This is a genomic window from Blastopirellula sp. SH421 (assembly GCF_057808535.1).
The window spans coordinates 5,642,574-5,663,579 of record NZ_CM173712.1 but is presented as its reverse complement, the minus strand read 5'-3'; the positions used below and the strand labels follow the sequence as shown (position 1 = coordinate 5,663,579).

Below are 21,006 nucleotides of genomic sequence, written 5' to 3'. Positions count from 1 at the left end.
GGAGACCCAAAAGGCAAATATCACGCTCGTTCACGCGAATCTTGAATCGCAGAGAACGCCTTATCCAAGCGATGATTCAATTCGTCCAGCAACTCTTCATCCGTCATCGTTTGCAGCAGTTCATGCGAGATTGGCGGCGCTATACGGACATGGATGACGCTGCGCCGCGGCAGCTTCGCATGTTTGGGCCACGCGTCGAAGGCGCCGTCGACAGCAATCGGGATGATCGGCACTCCACCGCGTCGCGCAAGCGGGATGAAGCCCGGCTTCAAGGGACCGATTTCGCCATTGGGGGTTCGTGTGCCTTCCGGAAAGATCAGGACTAGCTCGCCTCGCTTCAGCCGCTTCAACGTTTCCTTCAAGCCTGCGAGTCCCGACCCGTCGCGATCGACGGGAATCGAATCCAGAGATTGCAAGATCCAGCCGAGTGGAAAACTAAACAGCGTTTGGCGCGCCAGAAAGTTGAGTCGTCGGTCGCAAGTCAGTCCGATCAACAGCGGATCGAGATAGCTTTGATGATTGGGGCAGACCAAGCCTCCGCCGTCGCTTGGCCAGTTTTCTCGGCCGTAGACTCGAATGCGGAACAGACAGACTCCGCTGACTCGCGCGAATACGCGGAGTGCGTCATACCAAAGTCGTTTTGCGAGCGAACGCCCGGTCTTGGATGCATCCTTGCTCATCTTAAAGGGATACTCGCCGCTGCTGGACAATATTGATCAGCCGCTGGATCACTTCCTCCGGCGTCATGCCGTCGGTGCACAGTTCGATCGCATCGTCCGCTTTGCGCAGCGGTCCGACGGTTCGACTAGAGTCCTCATCGTCACGGCGATTTTGCTGCGCAAGGATCTCGTCATATTCGGCCGATACGCCGCGCGAAGCCAGATCTGCGACACGGCGTCGTGCACGTTCTTCTGGCGACGCGGTCAGATAGATCTTGCACTCGGCATGCGGAAAGACGACGGTCCCTTGATCCCGCCCTTCGGTCACCAAATCTTTTTCACGACCGAACTGTTGTTGCAGCTGCACCAGATGCTTACGCACGTCGACGTTTGCCGCGGCATAGCGAGTAGCCTGGGTGACCTCGGGCGAGCGGATGTCGTTGGTTGCGTCGGCGCCATCGACCAGCACGCGTCCGCCGTCGAGATCAATCCGAATCCTTTTCGCGACATCGGCGACGACCGACTCATTCTGTAAATCGCGTGCTTGGCGGATCACCGCCCACGCGACGGCGCGATACATCGCGCCAGTATCGAGAAACTCGAAACCAAGTTGCTCGGCTACCTGACGCGAGATGGAGCTTTTTCCGGCTCCGGCGGGCCCATCAATGGTGACGATCATCGTTTCTAGCCCTTCGTCTCTTCTTCCCAGTAGACATCGAACTGTCGCCACTGGCTGGGTTGCAGTTCAAACTGGACGCGATCTCCATTGGTCTTGGCGATACCGGTTGATTCTCCGTTGAACTCCATCAAGACTGCTCGGCCAACATTGCGGAAACATCGCAGATTTCCTTTGCCCGGGCGTCCTTCGGTCTCCAGTAGTCGAGCTGAGAACCCTACGACATGCTCTCCTTGGGTCAGCGGCTTCAGACCGGTGATGACGACGTTCTTTGCGTCGATATGCAGCGCCCAAGAGGTGTCGCCGGGCGTAGGCGACGGAGCATTCTCTGGTCTCGGTGGCGGCGTGTAAGTCAGTCTCCGTGCGTCTTGCAGCGGATACGGCAGGTCGATTCCGATGCCGAGTCGGAATGAGCGGGCTGCCTCGCCGCGCGGGATCAAGATGGTATCGAGCATTCGCCCGCGAACATGCTGATGAAACGGCACGCCGCCGGTCAGAATCTGCGTATGCGCTTTGCCGTTTTCAATTTCGACATAGTTCGGGGCTTCGATCCGCTTGGTGTCGACTCGGCGTCGCTGCCAATGTTGATCGCGATAGAGGAACGCCGAGCCATCGCTCCACGCGAAGCGGGCGCAAAAATAAGAGTTCCAGGGTTCGGTCTTCGGATCTTCATGCGGGGTCAGATCGATGTCAATCTGCAGTACGCGGCTTGATCGCCACAGGGTATAGACTTGCTCGTATTGAGCGAGCGTGTGTCCGGCGGTGTTGAGCAGTCGCCCGGCGACTTTGATCTCACCTTTGGCGGCGGTATTAGAGATCACCTCGATCGAGTCGGCCGCCATCACCGAATAGATCGCGGTTTCGTCGGGATCTACATACTTGGAGCCTGTCGCTGCCCGTTCGCCCGGCATGCGCAGTGCAAGCTGTTGCGACAAGCGATTCCCGCGACTTTTGTAGTCGTAGATGGATTGCAATGCGCCGGTGATCGGATCGAAATGGACTTCCATGTACTCGTTCCGCAGCACGCCATCTTTGATCATGGTTTGCGACTTGCCGCTGGTCGGAGAACCGCCGTCAGGAAGCCAAGCATAGCCGCACGAGGGGGCCTCCCAGACCGCATGTCGACCACTTTTATCTTCGGCCGCTATCAACACCGCTTTGCCGCCGGGCAGAGATGACAGCTGATCGGTATTGCCACCGCTGACCGCGGTAAAGCTGAACGGATTGGCGACCAACAAGCTGGGTGAGGGCGAATCGCTTCGCCGCGGCAGTTTGGCGGCGAAGTCGGTCATGGCCGCTTCGACGACGGTATCGGCGTTGTTTACTGAGTCACGGTTCACCGAAGCATCGTTCCCTGTGGCCTGAGCTTCGGCCGGCTCTTGCCAATTGCGATGCGATTCATGTCTCGGACCTGCCCGACCGGTGACTAGCGCGGTCATCGCTTCGATACTGCTGGCCGCGTCGTACTTGGCGTTTTCTACGGCTCGATCACGATGCATCGAAATCGGCCCCTGATGACGGCGAATGACGGCCTGCTTGTGAAACGGAGAGTTGTAGCGTGCGTCTTTGAAGGAATCGTGATAGGGGGGAAGCTCCGTTTCGGCGAAGTAACGATCAATCGTCAGAAAGCTGCCAAGTCCCTTGGAGTAATGTGCGATCCGGCGGAGATCGTCGTACCAAGGAGAAGTGCGCCCCGGCCAATGTGCGAAACAGATCGTCGCGACATGGTCAGAGTCCATCGCTTCGCTGAGACGTTGAAACAGCGCGATAAAACTGTCGGGCGTGCTGGCGTCGAGCGGCGGTCGCGCGATCGCGTCAATCGTGCAGCCATCGTTTCCCTGCCAGGCGACTTTGGTTTGGCTCGAATGGGTGAACTTGCCGTCATCCATCGTCGCATGAATCGCCCCATGAAAACCAAGACTTTTCAGCACCTGCGGCAAGAACGAAGAGAGCCCAAAGCGGCGGCGTCCATACACAACCGGACGCTGCCCTAGATGCTGTTCGTAGGCGGCCAGCCCTTCATGAAAGTTGGCGAGTAGCGTTTCAGGGTCATACAAAGGCAACGGGCCTTCGCGGTATTCGCCGCCGATCAAGCCGCACTTTTTGGCTTTCAACAGATCATGCAATTGCGTTACGGTGTCGGGATGCGACTCTGCCATTTGGGCCACAACTTCACCGCTGACGATCACATTGCAAGGCTGCGCGTTTTGTAGTTCACGTGACAACGCGCCCAGCGTGGTCGAGGCGCACAAGGTCAGGTCGAGAAAGTAGGAATCAACCGGATAGAAGCTATTCCGTTCTTCCGCGAGCACGTCAAAGCAGGTTTGCAGCAGTATGCGGCTGGCTTCGGCTTCGCCGATCACGGCTGACTGGGCCGCGGCGACCAGCTTCTCGCTGAAGTAGACTTCATCCAGATTGCTGGAATATCGCATCTGGCGCGTCAGTAGCTCGGTCTGCAGATAACAGTAGCCGAGCGCCACAAAGTCTTTGGCCAGTTCTTCGTCAAGATTAGCCGGCTTTTCGAGCCCTTCAAGAGCGGCGGCGATCACTTCGTCGCGGTCCACCAGTTTGCGAATGACTTTGGCGCCAGATTCTTTAGCGCGGCGAGCAAATCCGGCCTGCATCTCTTGTTCGCTGACCAGCGGGATCAGCAGTAATCGATCGGCCAGCTCGTCCGGTGGTGAATCAATCCGGGCCCAAGCCGGCATTTTACCGGTTCCGGCGATTAATTCTGGTCGCCACATCGCCGACCAGCAAGCGAGCAGACTGGCCGCTTCATCGCCGCGATGGTGTGTGGGGAAATCCTCAAAACTATGGCAGGGGACCAGAATGAATACTTCTTGGTACATCGGCGAGGCGGCTCTACAGAGAAGACGAAGCGACTAGCACAGAAGGACGAATCGGCATTATAGCCGACTTTGGGTGGTAGATAACATCCGCCGTAGCTGGTGTTTTGGCCGGAAGTTATTGTCGTTAAAGATGTTACATCACGAACAGGGGTTCGTGCTCCAGAGCGATTTCACCAAAGCAAATTCTTGAAAATTCGAGCTGTGGGGCGAGAGAAATGCATCTTATCTCTTTTGTTGATAATGCTTTACGCGTTTTTTTGTCACACGCAAATTCATTGACACTTCCGCCGCGATCACATTAGAATGGGTGATGCTGCCGCCCAGTATTACTGCGGCGATAGCTCTCATCTTTTGATCTAATTATCCTTTTCGCAAACGGCACATTGCGGCTGGCATTTCTGGCACGGGGGCAAACTCCGTGAGACTTCGCTATATTACCGCTCAGTCTCTGCGCAAATTTAGTGTTATTTGAGGACCCAACATGGCTGCTGGGAAAGGCGTTTGGAGCATCGATATCGGGCACGCCGCAATTAAGGCGCTCCGTTGCACGGTGCATGATGATGGTTTCTGGCTCGTCGCCGACGCCTTTGACTACATCGAATATCCCAAGCTATTGACGCTGCCGGATGCAAACCCAGAGCAAATGATTCGGGATGCGCTGAAGGAATTTCTCTCGCGCAACGAACTGAAAAACGACAAGGTCGCGATCTCGGTTCCTGGCCAAGCCGGTCTCGCACGCTTCTTCAAAGCGCCGCCGGTCGAAGCGAAACGCATACCTGACATTGTTAAATACGAAGCGAAACAGCAGATCCCGTTCCCGCTGGACGAAGTCGTTTGGGACTTTCAGGCGATGCCGGGCGCTCATGTCGAAGAAGGGATCTCACTTGAGACCGAAATCGGCATCTTCGCGATGAAACGGGACCAAGTCTTCCGTTCGTTGCAGCCATTTTTGGACGCTGGGATCGACGTCGACACCGTCCAGCTATCTCCGGTGTCGCTCTACAACTTCGTCTCGCACGACTTGTTGACGGTCAATCCGCTGAAGGAAGAGTACGATCCAGCCAATCAGCCTGAGTCGTTCGTGATCCTCTCGATGGGTACGGAAACCACCGACCTGGTGATTACCAATGGTTTTCGCGTTTGGCAGCGTAGTTTGCCGATCGGCGGTAACCACTTTACCAAACAACTGACCAAAGACCTGAAGCTGACCTTCGCCAAGGCCGAGCATCTGAAGCGTCACGCGCGGGAAGCGGATGACGCCAAGCTGATTTTTCAATCGATGCGGCCGAAGTTCAATGAACTGGTCACCGATATTCAGCGTTCGATCGGCTTTTTTCAGACGTTGGATCGCAAAGCGAAAATCTCGAAAATAGTGCCGGTTGGCAACGCGATGAAGTTGCCAGGGCTGGTCTCGTATCTCTCGAAAAATTTGGGATACGAAGCGATCGAAATTGACGGATTCCAAAAGCTGACAGGCTCTGAGGTCACCTCGGCGGCGGCGTTCCGCGACAACATTATGTCGTTCGCGGCTTGCTACGGTATGTGCTTGCAGGGGCTGCGCAAGTCATGTCTGCAAACCAATCTGCTGCCGCAAGAGATCTTGGTCGATCGTTTGATCCGCGAGAAGAAGCCATGGGCGGTCGCCGCAGTCGCAGCGCTGTTGTTGGCTTGCACGGTCAACTTCTTCTTCCACTGGAAGGCTTGGAATACCGCCGATCCTGAGAAGTTCGCCAGCGCGATAAGTGCGGTCACCGCGGCCGAGCAAACCAGCAGTTCGCACAAATCGACCGACGATCAGCTTATGACCGACGCCGAGAATCTGAAGACGATCGGCAACTATGTTGTCGGAAACGAAGAGAACCGACGCCTCTGGCCAGAACTCTTGCGCGCAGTAACCGCTTCGCTGCCGGCCTTTGAAGGCAAGCCAGAAGATGTTTGGAAAACGCCGATCGAAGAACGTCCTTTTCTGTATATCGAGAGCGTCGAATCAAAATATTACCCTGACGTCGCGATGTGGTACACCGAAGCAGTGAAGGCCAAATACGCCGACACGATTTACAATCGAAAACGCTTGGAAGAAGCGGCGGTGGAAGGGCTGACGCCGGAAGATCTTGATGAGGCAGGGGTCGCGCCCACCGGTGAAGATGGCCAACCAGTCGCAGGAGCCAAGCCTGCGGCTGCAAAGGTTCCTGCAACCGCTGAGACTCCAGCGGACCCGACTGCGACAGACGCCGCTCCAGCCGAAGCCACAGAAGTGGGCATGGCTGAGGGAGAAGCGGCCATGGAAGCGGTTGGGGAGGATGGCGAAGTCATCGACGAATTGGCGGGACCGACCGAAAGCGGCTGGATCATTCAGCTGAAAGGAAAGCACTATCACAATAGTGATAAGGCCCGGCAAAACTCGGGTCCGCAATATGTCCGCAACACGCTGATTCATCAGCTGGATACCGGCACGATCTTGCTGGATGATGGTAGCGGCCAGATGATCGAGATCAGCATGAAAGAGTTGGGCATCTCGCATCCGGTGATTGTGCTCGACAGCGTGCAAAAGAAAGTTTTCTTAGACAATCCTGAATACGATGCGGCGACGATGGGTCAAAACGGCAGCGAGATGCTTGGCCCCGGAATGCAAACTGGTGGGCCGATGGGTCCCATGGGGCCAGTGGGTGCGGACGGGGAAATTATTCAAGCGAAAATTCCTGTCAAAGTTTATGAGTTCACGGTGCAGTTTTGCTGGCAAGAAACACCGGTGAGCAAACGGATTGAAAACAAAAAACTACAAGCCGAGGCTGACGCAGAAGCGGCAGCCGCGGCGGCCGCACTAGGCGAGGAGAATTAAGCCATGGATAAGATTCGCGTTTTTCTCGCAGTGATGAGCAAATACCGATTCTGGGTTCTATCCGGAGCGGTGGTTTGCGTGACGCTAGGGGTCTGGGTCTACTCGACAATGACGATCGCCGCCGACTTGGCCGATAATAAATCGGCGATCGAGGCCAAGAAAAATTCGGCGCAGACGATCGCTTCTACCGCCGAGCATCCGAACGAAAAGTTCGCAGCCGGAATGGAAGAATGGCTGAATCGATATCGCCAAGACATCGCCAAAAGCTGGCAATATCAATGGGATTCGCAGCAAAAAGAATTGGTCTGGCCGAAAGAACTGAACGCGGGTCGCATTGATTATGCCGCCACGGTCAATTCGGTCCTGCAAAATCGTCCGATCGAAGCAGTCCCCGACGAAGAGCTGGTCAAGGGAAAGACCGGTCTGACAACGCAAATGTGCGAACTCTACCGCGACTATATCAAGGAAGAGTTGCCCAAACTGGCCGAAATCATCGGCGCCGAGTGGAACGCTCAGGAAGGCGCTGCCGGCGGTATGCCTTCCTATTCTGGCGGCGGTGACTTCGCCATGGAAGGTGGCGGAGCCCCAGGCATGGGAATGGGGCTGGGGGGATTGATGAAGAAACGTCCTGTGGTGGAGTGGGATCCGGCGAATCAGCAGATGATTCAGTCCAAAAATTTCGACTGGTCGAAACGTCCCAACAATCGCCCCACGCCGCGCGAAGTTTTGTACGCCCAGGAAGATCTGTGGGTGCTCGAAAACCTGATGCGCATCATTAAAGCGGTTAACGGTGACACGACAGAGCACCATCTCGCGGCGATTAAAAAGATCGAAGCGATCGAACTGGGGAAAAGTGTGGCGACCCTCCGCATCCAGCTTGAACAGCCCCCGATGCTCGCCGCAACCGGGGAAGATGGCATGATGGGAATGGATGGCATGGGCGGGATGGAGCCTGGAATGATGGACGGGATGGAAGGCATGGAGGGTATGGAAGGCATGGACGGGATGGGGATGGAAGGAATGGGCATGGAGGGCATGGGAGGCGTAATGGCGCCGGTTGACCCTGCCCAGTTCCGCTATGTCGATAAAGACTACAAAAAGATTGACGCCGAAACCTTGAAGACGGCGATGACGGCTCCGACCTCCGAAGATTACTATCTGGCGGTCGCTAAGCGGCTGCCGGTGCGGATGCGAATGACGATCGATCAACGCAAAATTGACAAGCTGTTGGTCGAATGTGGCAACGCAGACTTAATGCTGGAAGTTCGCCAACTTCGCTTGAATCCGACCGCTGGAACCAGCGGCGGCGGCATGGGTGGTTATGGCGGATATGGGGGCGGCTTCGAGGGAGGGGGCGGATACGCAGCCGAATCCCCCATGGGGATGCCTGGCGCTGGCGGAGAGCAAAAGCTTGACAATCGGTACGATGTGCCGATCGAGGTTTACGGCATTTTGTACATTTACAATCCTGTGAACAAAGAGCTGCTGGGAATTACCAGCGAAAGCGAATCAGAAGCTGGTGCTGCGCCCCTTGATGAGGCCAACAGACGGTCCACGACGGTGCGTTAGTTGGCGAGAGTTTGACGCGGCGGATGATGGCGGATGTAAGTTACGGAACACGTGGGAAGCGGCTTCCCAAAAGGTGAGGGAACTACGACATGCAAAAATTAGATTTGCAAAACGGCGGCATGAAATCAAAGCTGATCTTGCACGTCGAGAAGATCGTCTTCGGCGTAGCGGTGTTGCTGGTTGTGGCGTTCGTTTACTTCGGCGCCCAGCGTGAAGGAATCACCGTAACTCCTGAGCAGGTGAAGCAAGTCGCTGAACGTGCTACCGCGAACATCAACAGTTCGGAGTGGACTCCGGTCGAAAAGAAACGCTGGACTGAACCGGTCTTTGAGCAGCGTGCAGAATTAGCGCAGAGCCCGATCAACATCAGCAACTATGCGGCGCTCAGTGAATTTGGTCCGCCCATGTACCAGTCGATCCAAAAACGAGTGGATCCCAAAGTGCTAACGGTTGATAAACTAGAAGCGATCGCCGGTTTCGCACCATTTGTGTACGACGACCTGCGAAGGGGCGGTCTTGGCGCCGGCAACAGCGGTATGATGGAAGGCCCTGGCTACGGTGGTGGAGCTTATCCCGGTGGTGCGATGGCCGAATACGGTGGTCCCGGTGGAGCCCAGGCGAAAGATATGCCTCCGGTTCTTTCTCCGGAGCAACAAAAGCGATTTGGACCAGCTCGCGCGACGGCCGGAACCCGAATTGAAGGCAGGCACTTTGTCGTAATCACCGGCTTGATCCCGTTTGAAAAGCAATGGGATGAGTTTGACGCCGCTTTGCTGGACGCAGCTGGCTACGACCCGCAACGTGACGTCCCCAAATACATCGGCTTCGGCGTTCGGCGTCGCGAGATGCGGCCTGATGGAACTTGGACCGAATACAAAGATCTTGTGCCGCAATTGGCCTTTGCCGATGCGATGAAATGGGCCTTCCGGCCCGAGGAAGTGGTCCCTCCGCAATATGTTCATCCGCTGCTTACCTTCCCGATCGCGCCAATGCTATTGGTCGACCCAGCCGAATACGCACGCCACTCAGAAATCCCAAAATTGACGCCTGCGATGATGAACGGAATGATGGGTGAAGGGGGCGGTTATCCCGGCATGGGCGGTATGCCCGGCATGCCCGGCATGGAGACCGCAGAAGGAGTCGACGCGATGACTCCGAAAATGCCCGACTTCAATGCCGACTCGACATTCTTCGGGTTTGGCAACCAGGGGGGGGCCAACGGCATGATGGGTGAAGGCGGCGGCTATCCTGGTATGGGCGGCATGCCAGGTATGGGCGGTATGCCCGGCATGGAAAATTACGGCGGTCCCGGCAGTGGTGGAATGATGGAAGGCCGCGGCGTAGGTCGACGCGGCATGGGCGGTCGCGGAACGATGAATTACGAAGGCATGGGCGGAATGGGGGGAACATCCGCTTACTCGAAAGAGAAGATGTTTCGCTTTTACGACACCACCGTCAAAGGAAATGTTCAATACCAATATCAAGTCAATCTGTGGCTCGAAGACCCGAACAATCCATCCGTAATGGTAGGTGCTAACCAAGGTCCCGCCATGGCTCCGGTTTCGATGACGCTTAGCCGCGAAACTCTGGATCGGATCGCATTAAAGCGACAGGAAGCGGGCAAAGATCCGGTGAAACTGAGCAAGGCCTCGCGATTGGAAACGGAGTACTCGGAACCAAGTCCTATCGTGAAGACGGCGATCGAGTCGACCGTGGTCGCCGGCAGTGTGAAGACAGGGCGTGAGCAAACCACGACCGATTCCAAAGGCTATGTCCGCTTATTGAGTTCGCATGAGCCCAAGGCGACGGTTTTAGGTGTCGCCTGGGATGAAGCGGAAGGAATTTTGTCGACCAAGAAAATGGCGGTCGAGCGGGGTGACTCGGTGAACGCCGTTGAAGACATGTGGACCCTGAATCCAGGGACTTTGATGTTCGACAAGAAAGAAGATTACGAGCTGAAGACGAATGCGGTGGTGCTCGATATGCGCGGAGGCGACACGTTGCCGGGCCGATATCGTGACCCTGCCGAAAACGAAGCATTGATGAGCCCAGGTGAAATCCTGGTGATGGATGCGAAGGGGAACATCAAGATTCACAAAGAATTGAAAGAACGCAAGGAATTCTCGCTGTTTGACTTCACTCCGCCTGAAGTGAAAAAGACAACGGCATCTTCCGAAGATCCTTACGGCGGTTACGGCAGCGAATCAACAGAGATGGAAGGTGGTCGCAGGGGTCGAGGCCGCGGCCGAGAGTAGACTGCGCTCAACCGTGTAAAACGTAAATGCGATTCGGAGCGTCGCCCCTAGTGGGTGGCGCTCTTTTTTTATGCGCACATCCATTGGAGAACCGCTGGATGATTATTGCCATTTGCCAAATCGCACAGAATTCGGATCGACTGAGGGTTCGATTCGAGCTTGCGAATGTCGAATGAGAAAGTTCGTCACTCGAGCTTCATCATTCATTCGCAATTCAGATTTAGGCATTCGACATTTGCAGGTAAGGCCCGCATTTACTCGAAGACTCGCTGGATAGGCGACGAATTTCCGCGATCTAGTCCCGTCTTATTCAAGACTGACCGGATTGCCATCGCTGCGAGCGCCGAGATTGGCGAACGTTGTCATGTCGATGGTGAACGGAAGGAAGCGGACGCTGCCGTCAAGAAGAAGTGCCGTCAGGCCGCCGGGATGGGAGGAGCCAAAACGTTGTTGGCCAGCTTCACCCGTTTTATCCGGCAAGGGATTGAGAGTGGTTGATCGCACCGTGGCAAAGGTCGAGGAGGTCCCTGCGCCATCCCAGCCAGTGACATAGCCCAACTTGTCGCCGTATGCGACCGAGCCTGGCGCTTCGTTCGTCGCATCATCCAACGCTACCTTTTTCTCCCCAACAAGGAGGGTATTGCTTGTTCCGTCCGTTACGTCGGCGAATCGTAGTAAGTTTTTTTTGATCCCTAGACCGGGGGTCCCGCAACTGAATGCGCCATTCCAGGTTCGAGACAATACTCCGGTCCCTTCCTGGTTGGCGGCGGCGTAATCAATCAGGCCACGTTTGATAGGAGCGAACGTCGGACTTTGGGCTATTACGCCAGTTGAAGTCAGGCGACAAAAAACGTCATTGGATGGCCCCCTGGCAAGTGGAGCACGTCGCGTCGGACAGAAGTAACCAGGGACCGTCGCGCTCGTGGCGAAAGTCGCTCGCTCTTGGTCCGTGGCGCCGGGGCCGCCATCGTGTATCGCCTGTTGTTCCAGATAGGGCAAAATCTGAAATGCCCAACTTGCTCCCTGTCGCTCGCCGACTTCGGCTTGTCCATTAGAGAAAGTCGGATGGATCGAACTGGAATAGCCGCCGGTTGGCAGGTATTTGAAAGTGTCGTGATGGTTGTGCCAGCCGAGGCCGATTTGCTTTAGCTGATTGGTGCATTGCATCCGGCGAGCCGCTTCGCGGGCCATCTGAACGGCGGGAAGCAGCAGCGCAATCAAGATCGCGATGATCGCAATTACGACCAAAAGCTCGACCAGCGTAAAAGCTGCACGGCCGCGAGCGATCACGTTTTCCCCTCGAAATGGTGCAATGTTCCGGCTACTTTCAGTTTAGCCTATCCCTGAGCGTGGTTCGAGGCAAATGAGAAGTTACCGGAGGCAAGATTTTCGGTAAATCCAGCGGTAAACTGGGGCATCTGGCCCGAGGCTTTGCGACGGGAATCCCCTTCCCTTTTTGCATATCTGCGGTAGTTCGACCCCGTTTTCCCACGTCCGGCGCTTGTTTGGGCTTGTAAACCCCAAAACATCTGGCAAAATAACGTGTTTCCGATTCTCTCAAGAGTCGCAAGAGAAGCTCCTGACTCCGCCGAAGCTGTGAAATGCGGCGGAATATCCATATAAGACAATTGAGTTTTGAGGGTTCCGATGGCCGAAGTGCTGAACGTGAAAAAGCGTGAGCTGACGGGCAAGCTTAACAACCGCCGCCTGCGTAATGCTGGCAAAATCCCGGCCGTCCTGTACGGTAACGGGAAAGAATCGGTTGCGTTAGAGGTATGTGCCGTTGAGTTTGCGGCGATCGTTCGCCACAAAACGAAGAACATTGAATTGGCAGGCGACGTCACGGGCAACGTGGTGATGCGCGACATTCAATGGGACACGTTCGGCATCGACGTCCAGCACATCGATTTTTACCACTAGTTCCAGAATTCATGCGAAGCGCAAGCAAAGCTGAGCAGCGGCATGAAATTGGTAGTAGGGCTGGGCAATCCCGGGCCTAAATATGAAAAAACACGGCATAACGTCGGATTCGAGACGCTGGATCGCATCGCCGCCGAGTCAGGCGTAACGCCGAGAGCCAAGTTCAACGGAAATATCCTGGAACTTGGCGTGGGGGATGAGAAGACGATTCTTCTTTATCCTCACACTTTTATGAACAACAGCGGGACCAGCGTCCGGGCTGCCTTGGATTTTTTCAAGCTGCCTAGCGAGTCAGTGCTGGTCGTTTGTGACGACTTCAACTTGCCTATTGGTACGCTGAGGTTTCGCAGCGGAGGTTCGGCCGGCGGCCAAAAAGGGCTGGCGGACATCCTTCGCAAAATGGGGACAAACGATGTGCCCCGGTTGCGGATCGGGATTGGCCCGTTGCCGCAATCGAGAGATGTCACCAGTTTTGTCCTGGGGAAATATACTCCCCAAGAGCGGGCCGAGATCGACTTTACGCTGGATCGCGCAGTACGCGGCGTAGCGGACTGGATCGCTCATGACCTCAAGTACTGCATGAACCAATACAACTAACGCCGACTTCGGTTAGCAACAACACAGTTTTAGGAGATCGACTTTGGCGGCCAACGTATATGAAGGGCTGTTTATCCTGGATTCCAATCGGTACGCTCGCGATCCCGGCGGCGTGGCTGGACAGATTCAGGAACACGTCGAGAAACTCGGCGGCGAAATCTTGGTGAGCCGGATGTGGATTGAGCAGCGGCTTGCCTATCCGATCAATGGTCATCGCAAGGGGACCTACTGGTTGACCTATTTCCGTTTGGAAAGCACCAAGCTGACCGAGCTGACCTACCAGTGCAACATCAACGATAACTTTCTGCGTTTCATGTTTGTGAAGCATGATCCACGAATTATCGACATGTTGGTCGCTCATGCCGATGGTTCGGCCGAAGAAGCTCCCAGCGATGAAGAGAACAACTCGGAAGCTGACGAGCCGGCCACGGTAGAAGCTGAATAAGACGCTATTTTTTTTATGCGGGAGCAAGTCGCAAGACGCTCGCCGATTTGGTACGCTTGCAGTTGACAAGCGTTCACCACTTTGGTGATGACTCCAACCGATTCAGCTTCTGAGGAGATCGACACATGGCAAGCTTTAACCGGGTGATCCTGGTCGGCAACGTGACGCGAGACATCGAGATTCGCTATATCCAAAGCGGATCGGCGGTCGCGGAAATCGGACTAGCCGTCAATGATCGACGCAAGACCGCTTCGGGCGAATGGGTTGACGAAACAACTTTCGTTGACGTGACGCTTTGGGGCCGGACCGCGGAGATTGCAGGCGAATACCTAAGCAAAGGTTCGCCGGTGCTGATCGAAGGCCGATTGAAGCTCGATACCTGGGAAACCGACGGGCAAAAACGCTCGAAACTGCGTGTCGTCGGCGAAAAGATGCAAATGCTCAGCGCTCGCACACCCGGCAGCGGCGGAGGTGGCCAGTCCGCTCCTTCAGGCGGTGGACAGCGACGCCAACCGCAACAGTCGTCGCCTAATCGCGGCGGCAGTGGTGGCGGCAACAACGATTCAAGCGGCGACATGGGCAACTATGGCGGCGGCGATGATTACGATTCGTTCGGCGGTTCGTCAGCAGACGACATCCCGTTTTAATACAGACGCAAAACCACAATCACACAACTAAAGCACTGATCAGACGCCCCGCACAGCAGACGCCATTTATGGGTGATTTGCCGATTCGCGAGGCCGAGTGAAAAGCGAGAGGAACAGCGAGCAATGGCGACCACGAAAGCCGAAAAGCATAGCGAGCGTGTTTGGAAGCGTCTTCCCAAAGGGAAGAACGGCGGCATCGAATTGCTGCTTATTCAATCGGTGGATCATCTAGGCAAGCAAGGGGACGTTGTCGAAGTTCGTCCCGGCTACGCCAACAATTTTCTGATTCCGCAAGGTCTGGCGACCATCGCGACCCCGCATCACAAGCGAATGGTCGACAAGCATCGCGCCAAATTGCTGGAAATCGAGAAATCGCGTTTGGCCGGTCTTCGGGCTATCGCCGATCTGCTTAACCGTCAGAGCGTCACGATCGAAGCGAACGCCAACGACGAAGGTCATCTGTACGGCAGCGTTGGCCCCGCCGATATCGTTACGGCCCTCAAAGAGCAGAACTTCACGATCACCGCCGATCAGGTTCGCCTCGAAGGTCCGCTGAAGGAACTCGGTCTCTACACCGTCAAGATTCACCTGCATGCAGAGATCGAATCGGAACTCAAAGTGTGGGTCGTGCCGACCGTTTCTGGCGACGAATAATAGCCGCGTTCGGTCTGTTTTTTACGCCGCACAAAAATGTGATATCAAGAGCCGTCCCGCAAAGGACGGCTCTTTTTTTGACAAGTTATGCACCCCGTTTTTTTTGCGGGGAAGCGTTACCCCGCTAAGACTTGCGGCGTGACTTTGTCGTTGAGCGGCTGCGTTTGATTGCTGTAGCAAGTCGCGTCGCTATGATGAAGCCCGCGGTCAGCGGTCACGTTGCTTGACGATTCAGCAAGGAAGTTTCTCATGAAGTCCAAATTCAAACGCGTCGATCAGCCGGAACGTCCGACTGCAGAGATCCTCGATCGGCAGCCGCCGTGCAATCTAGAAGCCGAGATGGGCGTGCTCGGCAGCATCTTTCTACTGCCTGATTGTGCTGACGAAGTGGTGATGATCGTTCGTGCTGACGACTTCTACGACGAAGCGAACAAAAAGCTGTATGAGCACATGGTTCGCTTACACGACAGTGGTCGCAAGGTCGATCTGACGTTGTTAGCCGAACAACTCAAAACCGACGGCGACTACGAGTTTATTGGGGGCGCGGCTTACTTGGCTCGCGTGCTCAATAGTGTGCCGAATGCGGCGCATGCCGAGCATTACGCGCAGATCGTTGCGGCGAAAGCGATCAATCGCAACCTGATCTCGGCCGCGACCGAGATTTTGCGGGACGCCTATGACGAGAACGACAAATCCGAGCGGTTGGTGAGCAGCGCCGAAGAAAAGATCTTTGCGATCAACGATAGTCGCAGCTCGAGCTCGATGTTGAGCATGAGCGAGATCGTCACCGCGTCGATGGAGCGAATCGATGCACGGCTTCGCGGAGAGCACCTGGATGACGGCGTCGCGACCGGCTATACCGACCTGGATGGGCTAACCGGCGGGTTTCATGGTCAGGAGCTTTTGATTTTGGCGGCTCGTCCTTCGATGGGCAAAACGGCGTTTGCGATGAATATCGCCGAGAACGTGGCGGTGCACGGCAAAACCCCGGTGCTATTTATCAGTCTCGAAATGGGTTCGACTGAGCTTTGCGATCGTTTGTTGTGCTCTGTCGCCCGCGTGAATGGACATCGTCTGCGAAACGGGACCATCTCGGCGGATGATCGCCGGCGGCTGGTCGAGAAGTCGGCGCTGGTCGCTGAGTCGCCGCTGTTTGTCGACGATTCGCCGACGCGTACGGTGTCACAAATTGCGGCAGGCGCTCGTCGCATCAAACGTCGACACGGGCGGTTAGGGATGATTGTGATCGACTATTTGCAGCTAATCGAGCCTGATAATTCTAGCGATCCTCGCCAAGAGCAAGTCGCGAAGATTGCGCGACGTTTGAAGGGGATGGCTCGCGAAATGGATGTGCCGATCTTGTGTTTGGCTCAGTTGAATCGTCAAGCGGAAGCGTCGAAAGACAATCGACCCAAGTTGAGCCACCTGCGTGAATCGGGGGCTATCGAACAAGATGCCGACGTCGTGATGTTCGTTCACCGTGAAGAGTACTATCATCATGGAGAGGAGCGGGATCAGTTTGCCGGCAAGGCCGAGATCATTATCTCGAAACAGCGTAACGGCCCGATCGGAGATGTACAATTAACTTGGCTCCGTGACTTCACTCGCTTTGAAAACGCTTTCGAGCGGGAGCCGGACGACTTTTCGGCTTTCAATGGGGGAGCCGAGTTTTAGCGCGGATCCCCTTGGGCTCTTCACAGCATCGAACGGCTGCATGGATCAAATTCTCGGTTTTAAGGTTTGGGATCACGAAGAAAAGTGTCCCTATTTGGCGGGACGCCGCGCACGGCTACCGCTCTATTATCCCTTGACCGTGATGTCCGGCGCCGACCTTGATCTCGCGCTCTCGCAAGGAGCGCGCCGTGCTGGAGTTTATCTTTATCACGTTAGCTGTCGGGCTTGTCGCGCTTGTGAACCGATCCGTTTGGATGTGCAGAAGTTTGAGCCGCGCCGGCGACATCGTCGGGTGCTAGCAAAAGGGGATGCCCAGCTGCGGACAGTGATTGGTCCGCCGGTCGCTGACCAAGCGCGCGCGCAGATTTACAATATTCACAAATCGGGGCGCGGATTAGAAGATGAGGCGCACTCGGCGATCAATGCAGAGCAGTATCGTGAGTTCCTCGTCGATTCGTGCTGCCAAACTGTCGAGTTTGGATATTTTTTGCAGGACCGGCTGGTCGCTTCGGCAATCGCCGATTTGGGGGAGAACTCTTTATCGGCAGTCTACTGCAGTTATGACCCGGCGGAGAGTAACTTGTCATTGGGGACCTATTCGGTTCTGAAGCAGTGGGAGTTTTGTCGCGAAAGCGGTCGACGTTATCTCTATCTCGGCTTCTATATCGCCGAATCTCCCCACATGAACTACAAGGCTTTCTTCTTGCCGCATCAACGGCGAATCGCCGGCATCTGGAATGACTATCCTGCAAGCTAGCAGCGGAAGTTGCGAACGTGGCCGAACGGAATGGTTCTTGGCTGCGTAACGTATCGCATTGCTGATAGTTGCGCAAACCGGACTGAATCCGTCTTGCCGTGACGTCGCTGTTTCAGTATCTCTACCCAACCGCTTACTTAGGCTTCGCTGCCTGACGCCGCGCATGGATTGCGAGGCGGGCCAAAATTCAAGGATGAAACTGTGCGAAATTGCCGCCAACGAACTGCTTTCACGCTCTGCTTGGGGTGTGGATTGTTGCTGTTGCTAGCAAACAGCAAAGTCAGCTACGGTCAAGAATTTGATCCGTCGACGATTGATCCCGCGCTATTAGCGACATCGCCTGCGGCGCCTGGGATGACGCCGACTCGACCACTGATCGTCGACTTGCGGATCACCGGCAATCAACAAACTCAGGAAGCGAAAATTCGCTCGATGATTCGATCTCGTGCCGATCGTGAGTTTGATCCCGAGATGATCCAATCAGACGTTCGTAAGCTGGCCGAGTCAGGCCTGTTTAAAGATGTCAAAATTCTTACGCAACAATCGGCCGAAGGTGTCGTCGTTACGTTTCAAGTGTTCGAACGCCCGGCGATTCGCTACGTCAAGTTTCTAGGCAACGAATCGGCGACCGAGAAGGCGCTGTTGAAAAAATCAGGTTTGAAGGTCGGTGACGCGCTGAATCGATTTGTGGTCGAAGACGCGCGACGTCGCCTCGAAGAATACTATCGCACGCGCGGGCACGGCATGGCGACCGTCACCATCGCCGAAGGAATCGAGGCCGACTCGGCAGGGGTCGCGTTCATGATTCACGAAGGGCCTTTGGCGCGGGTGCTTTCGACAGAATTTGTCGGCAACTCGATCGCTACGGGTGGGCGTCTGAAAACACAAGTGAAATCGAAGCCAGGCATTTTGTGGTACATCCGCGGCAAAGTCGACTACGACCAAGTCGAGTCAGACGTTGAAGCATTGACGTCGTATTATCGCGGGCTGGGGTACTTCAAAGCTCAAATCAATCGGATCATGGAATACACCGAATCTGGGCTGTGGGTGAACATAACGTTTGTCGTGGACGAGGGACCCCGATACGAAGTGCGGAGCGTCGCGTTCGTAGGACAAACCAAGTTCACCGCCGAGCAGTTGGCGACGCAAGTCAAGCTCATGGAAGGTCAGTACTTTGACCAGAAGAAGATGAACACCGACCTGGCGAGTTTGACCGACCTATACGGCGCCCAAGGCTACATTCACGCAGACGTGCAAGCAGAGCCACGTTTCCTGGAAGAACCGGGGCAACTTGACTTGGTGTACGACATCCGTGAAGGAGATCAATATCGGGTCGGTAAGATCGACGTAAAGATCGATGGCGACTATCCGCATACGCAACGTGACGTCGTTCTGAATCGGTTGGATCTGGTGCCCGGCGATATCATCGATATCCGGAAAATTCGTGATAGTGAACGGCGTTTAAAGTCTTCGCAACTATTTGTGCACGAACCGCAACGCGGCATCAGTCCGACGATTCAAGTGAAACCGCCGGAGGTCAGCGATATCGCCGATCAACGTTCAAGCTCCGGTCCGACTTATCGAGGGCAAAGTCCTGAACCGACTGTTCAGCCTGCCAACTACTATCCGCCGCAAGCGCCGACAGTCCAGCTGGGTCATCAAGTGGCTCCGCCCGACTCGCGCCCGTCTCGGTACTCGGCGTATCCTGCCGCTGCACCTTGGTAACTATGAAGTCAGCGACCTAGATTGAGGCGACCTCCCCCCGGTCGAGAAGGATTTGTTCGTGCGAGATAGCTGTAAACCGAAGAGCCTGATGCTGCTAACAGCCACAGCCATCCTTGCGATGGTTGGCTGCACCGCGCCTGGCGCTCACGTCGCGGCGATACCATCGACGTTCAACGCCGAGCCTGATAGTCGGGCGTTGGTCGCCGTTGCGAAGCCGCCGATCGTCCGGGCGCAAGACGCGCCGCTCGCCGCAGACGTCAACGCGGTACGACAGGCATCGCCAGGCAACGAAAGTCAATACCGCGCGGGTATGCCTGCTTCGGGTCAGCCGGTCCAACAAGTCCAATACGATGCGCCGCCGTTGCCGCAAGCTCCAGCCAATGGCCAGCTGGCTCCTCCGGCCGGTTACGCCGCAGCGCCGCAAGCCAATCCCTATCCGCCGTCGAACGTTGTTGGCGCCGCGCCGTACAATCCCAACGCATACGAGCAAGCGGTGAGCAACGGCTACGTCCAGCCGCAACAACTTCCGCCGCCTGCTTCGATTCAGCCGCTGGGACGTCCGATGGGCGGAGCTCCGATGTTTAGCCCGCCGCTGGGGCCGGATGCGATCATTGGTCCCAATCCGATGTATGATCCCGGTCGACAACAATACATCCCCGGTCGGACTGCGGATATTTTGGTGAACGCGCAAGAAGCCCAGACCGGTCGCTTTCAGTTTGGCGTCGGGATCAACTCCGATGCCGGCGTGACCGGCTCGATCGTGATTGACGAACGTAACTTTGACTATGCGGCGGTCCCGACCAGTTGGGATGACGTCTGGAATGGTCGAGCATTTCGCGGAGCAGGGCAGGGGCTACGTTTGGAAGCATTGCCCGGTACGCAGGTGCAGCGCTATATGGCGACCTTCACCGAACCGTATCTGTTTCGCACCAACGTCAGCATGAATCTAAGCGCCTACTACTTTGATCGCATCTATCGCGACTGGAACGAAAACCGAGTTGGTGGTCGCGTCGGTTTAGGCTATCGCTTGACTCCCGACATGTCGATTGGCGCCAACATTCGCATGGAAAACGTTGATATCTCTGATCCCAGCTCCAACGGCTCGCCGGATTTGAATGCATCTCTAGGCAGTCATAACTTGTTTAGCGGTCAGTTGACGGTGACTCATGACACGCGCGATCAGGCTTTCGCGCCAACCGAAGGTCACTTGATTGAGTTTAGCTTTGAGCAAGCCTTTGGCGACTACAGTTTTCCGCGTGCCGAAGTCGACATGCGTCGCTACTTTTTGTTGCGTGAACGTGCCGACGGCTCAGGACGACATACCCTGGGCTTTTCGGGACGCGCCGGGTTCTCAGGATCGGATACGCCGATCTTTGAGAACTACTTTGCAGGCGGTTACTCGACGTTGCGTGGTTTTGACTTCCGCGGCGTCGGCCCGGTCCAAGGGGGTATCTATACCGGTGGTCCGTTCCGCGTTCTCGGCTCGGTCGAATACATGTTTCCGATCACCGCAGATGATATGTTGAAGGGGGTGATCTTCACCGACTTCGGTACGGTGCAGGAATCGACAAAAATTGTCGCCGACGAATTTGACATCGCACCGGGTTTCGGTCTTCGCGTTTCGGTTCCGGCGCTTGGCCAAGCTCCGATCGCGCTCGACTTCGCCTTCCCGATAAACAAAGCCGACTCCGACCGGACCCAGATCTTCAGCTTCTTTATTGGATACGCTCGCTAGCAGAT

17 protein-coding genes are annotated in these 21,006 nt (G+C 55.8%); 12 read left to right on the top strand and 5 right to left on the bottom strand.

Features of this window, described 5'->3' with window-relative positions; all coding sequences use genetic code 11:
- Positions 1-20: 20 nt before the first annotated feature.
- From SH421x_RS22850 to SH421x_RS22840, 3 genes are read right to left on the bottom strand one after another with little or no spacing between them, the layout of a single operon-like run.
- On the bottom strand, positions 21-680 hold the full coding sequence (locus tag SH421x_RS22850) for a lysophospholipid acyltransferase family protein (RefSeq protein WP_488852330.1): 660 nt from the start codon (positions 678-680) through the stop codon (positions 21-23).
- A 1-nt stretch (position 681) separates the two neighbouring features.
- Positions 682-1,338 (bottom strand): (d)CMP kinase, encoded by a 657-nt coding sequence (gene cmk / locus SH421x_RS22845; RefSeq protein WP_488852329.1) that lies wholly within the window; start codon positions 1,336-1,338, stop codon positions 682-684.
- Positions 1,339-1,343: 5 nt separating this feature from the next.
- Positions 1,344-4,184 carry a glycoside hydrolase family 38 N-terminal domain-containing protein gene (locus tag SH421x_RS22840; RefSeq protein WP_488852328.1) on the bottom strand — a complete coding sequence of 947 codons (2,841 nt, stop codon included), beginning with the start codon at positions 4,182-4,184 and terminating at the stop codon, positions 1,344-1,346.
- Positions 4,185-4,665: 481 nt separating this feature from the next.
- Here SH421x_RS22840 and pilM point away from each other — a divergent pair, with 481 nt between their 5' ends.
- The 3 genes from pilM to SH421x_RS22825 all read left to right on the top strand — a co-directional run bounded on the left by pilM (position 4,666) and on the right by SH421x_RS22825 (position 10,847).
- Positions 4,666-7,023 (top strand): pilus assembly protein PilM, encoded by a 2,358-nt coding sequence (pilM, locus tag SH421x_RS22835; protein ID WP_488852327.1) that lies wholly within the window; start codon positions 4,666-4,668, stop codon positions 7,021-7,023.
- A gap of 3 nt (positions 7,024-7,026) precedes the next feature.
- Positions 7,027-8,592, top strand: coding sequence for a hypothetical protein (locus tag SH421x_RS22830; RefSeq protein WP_488852326.1), 1,566 nt, complete (start codon positions 7,027-7,029; stop codon positions 8,590-8,592).
- An 89-nt stretch (positions 8,593-8,681) separates the two neighbouring features.
- A complete protein-coding gene (locus SH421x_RS22825) occupies positions 8,682-10,847 on the top strand; it encodes a hypothetical protein (protein WP_488852325.1) in 2,166 nt (721 codons plus the stop codon).
- A 306-nt stretch (positions 10,848-11,153) separates the two neighbouring features.
- Here SH421x_RS22825 and SH421x_RS22820 read toward each other — a convergent pair whose 3' ends face one another.
- The gene (locus SH421x_RS22820; RefSeq protein ID WP_488852324.1) at positions 11,154-12,137 is read right to left on the bottom strand and encodes a DUF1559 domain-containing protein; all 984 of its coding nucleotides are present in this window, start codon (positions 12,135-12,137) and stop codon (positions 11,154-11,156) included.
- 357 nt (positions 12,138-12,494) lie between these two features.
- Between SH421x_RS22820 and SH421x_RS22815 the strand changes: the two genes are divergently transcribed.
- From SH421x_RS22815 to rplI, 5 genes are all read left to right on the top strand, one after another.
- Entirely contained in the window at positions 12,495-12,767 is a 273-nt protein-coding gene (locus SH421x_RS22815) for a hypothetical protein (protein ID WP_488852323.1), read from the top strand.
- Positions 12,768-12,809: 42 nt separating this feature from the next.
- Positions 12,810-13,364 (top strand): aminoacyl-tRNA hydrolase, encoded by a 555-nt coding sequence (gene pth / locus SH421x_RS22810; RefSeq protein WP_488852322.1) that lies wholly within the window; start codon positions 12,810-12,812, stop codon positions 13,362-13,364.
- 43 nt (positions 13,365-13,407) lie between these two features.
- Entirely contained in the window at positions 13,408-13,809 is a 402-nt protein-coding gene (gene rpsF / locus SH421x_RS22805) for a 30S ribosomal protein S6 (protein ID WP_488852321.1), read from the top strand.
- Between the two features lie 125 nt (positions 13,810-13,934).
- Entirely contained in the window at positions 13,935-14,456 is a 522-nt protein-coding gene (gene ssb / locus SH421x_RS22800) for a single-stranded DNA-binding protein (RefSeq protein WP_488852320.1), read from the top strand.
- 123 nt (positions 14,457-14,579) lie between these two features.
- A complete protein-coding gene (rplI, locus tag SH421x_RS22795) occupies positions 14,580-15,110 on the top strand; it encodes a 50S ribosomal protein L9 (RefSeq protein WP_488852319.1) in 531 nt (176 codons plus the stop codon).
- Positions 15,111-15,226: 116 nt separating this feature from the next.
- Here rplI and SH421x_RS22790 read toward each other — a convergent pair whose 3' ends face one another.
- Positions 15,227-15,361: a hypothetical protein gene (locus SH421x_RS22790; RefSeq protein WP_488852318.1), complete on the bottom strand. Its 135-nt coding sequence runs from the start codon at positions 15,359-15,361 to the stop codon at positions 15,227-15,229.
- Here SH421x_RS22790 and dnaB point away from each other — a divergent pair.
- From dnaB to SH421x_RS22770, 4 genes are all read left to right on the top strand, one after another.
- The gene (dnaB, locus tag SH421x_RS22785; protein ID WP_488852317.1) at positions 15,360-16,784 is read left to right on the top strand and encodes a replicative DNA helicase; all 1,425 of its coding nucleotides are present in this window, start codon (positions 15,360-15,362) and stop codon (positions 16,782-16,784) included. The genes SH421x_RS22790 and dnaB overlap by 2 nt on opposite strands.
- A gap of 40 nt (positions 16,785-16,824) precedes the next feature.
- Positions 16,825-17,541: an arginyltransferase gene (locus SH421x_RS22780; protein WP_488852316.1), complete on the top strand. Its 717-nt coding sequence runs from the start codon at positions 16,825-16,827 to the stop codon at positions 17,539-17,541.
- Positions 17,542-17,742: 201 nt separating this feature from the next.
- The gene (locus SH421x_RS22775; RefSeq protein WP_488852315.1) at positions 17,743-19,266 is read left to right on the top strand and encodes a BamA/OMP85 family outer membrane protein; all 1,524 of its coding nucleotides are present in this window, start codon (positions 17,743-17,745) and stop codon (positions 19,264-19,266) included.
- 58 nt (positions 19,267-19,324) lie between these two features.
- A complete protein-coding gene (locus SH421x_RS22770; RefSeq protein ID WP_488852314.1) occupies positions 19,325-21,001 on the top strand; it encodes a BamA/OMP85 family outer membrane protein in 1,677 nt (558 codons plus the stop codon).
- Positions 21,002-21,006 lie beyond the last annotated feature (5 nt).

Coding starts and splice junctions, on each gene's coding strand:
- SH421x_RS22850 (WP_488852330.1), bottom strand. CDS start 680: ATGAGCAAGGATGCATCCAAGACCGGGCGTTCGCTCGCAAAACGACTT.
- cmk (WP_488852329.1), bottom strand. CDS start 1,338: ATGATCGTCACCATTGATGGGCCCGCCGGAGCCGGAAAAAGCTCCATC.
- SH421x_RS22840 (WP_488852328.1), bottom strand. CDS start 4,184: ATGTACCAAGAAGTATTCATTCTGGTCCCCTGCCATAGTTTTGAGGAT.
- pilM (WP_488852327.1), top strand. CDS start 4,666: ATGGCTGCTGGGAAAGGCGTTTGGAGCATCGATATCGGGCACGCCGCA.
- SH421x_RS22830 (WP_488852326.1), top strand. CDS start 7,027: ATGGATAAGATTCGCGTTTTTCTCGCAGTGATGAGCAAATACCGATTC.
- SH421x_RS22825 (WP_488852325.1), top strand. CDS start 8,682: ATGCAAAAATTAGATTTGCAAAACGGCGGCATGAAATCAAAGCTGATC.
- SH421x_RS22815 (WP_488852323.1), top strand. CDS start 12,495: ATGGCCGAAGTGCTGAACGTGAAAAAGCGTGAGCTGACGGGCAAGCTT.
- pth (WP_488852322.1), top strand. CDS start 12,810: ATGAAATTGGTAGTAGGGCTGGGCAATCCCGGGCCTAAATATGAAAAA.
- ssb (WP_488852320.1), top strand. CDS start 13,935: ATGGCAAGCTTTAACCGGGTGATCCTGGTCGGCAACGTGACGCGAGAC.
- rplI (WP_488852319.1), top strand. CDS start 14,580: ATGGCGACCACGAAAGCCGAAAAGCATAGCGAGCGTGTTTGGAAGCGT.
- dnaB (WP_488852317.1), top strand. CDS start 15,360: ATGAAGTCCAAATTCAAACGCGTCGATCAGCCGGAACGTCCGACTGCA.
- SH421x_RS22790 (WP_488852318.1), bottom strand. CDS start 15,361: ATGAGAAACTTCCTTGCTGAATCGTCAAGCAACGTGACCGCTGACCGC.
- SH421x_RS22780 (WP_488852316.1), top strand. CDS start 16,825: ATGGATCAAATTCTCGGTTTTAAGGTTTGGGATCACGAAGAAAAGTGT.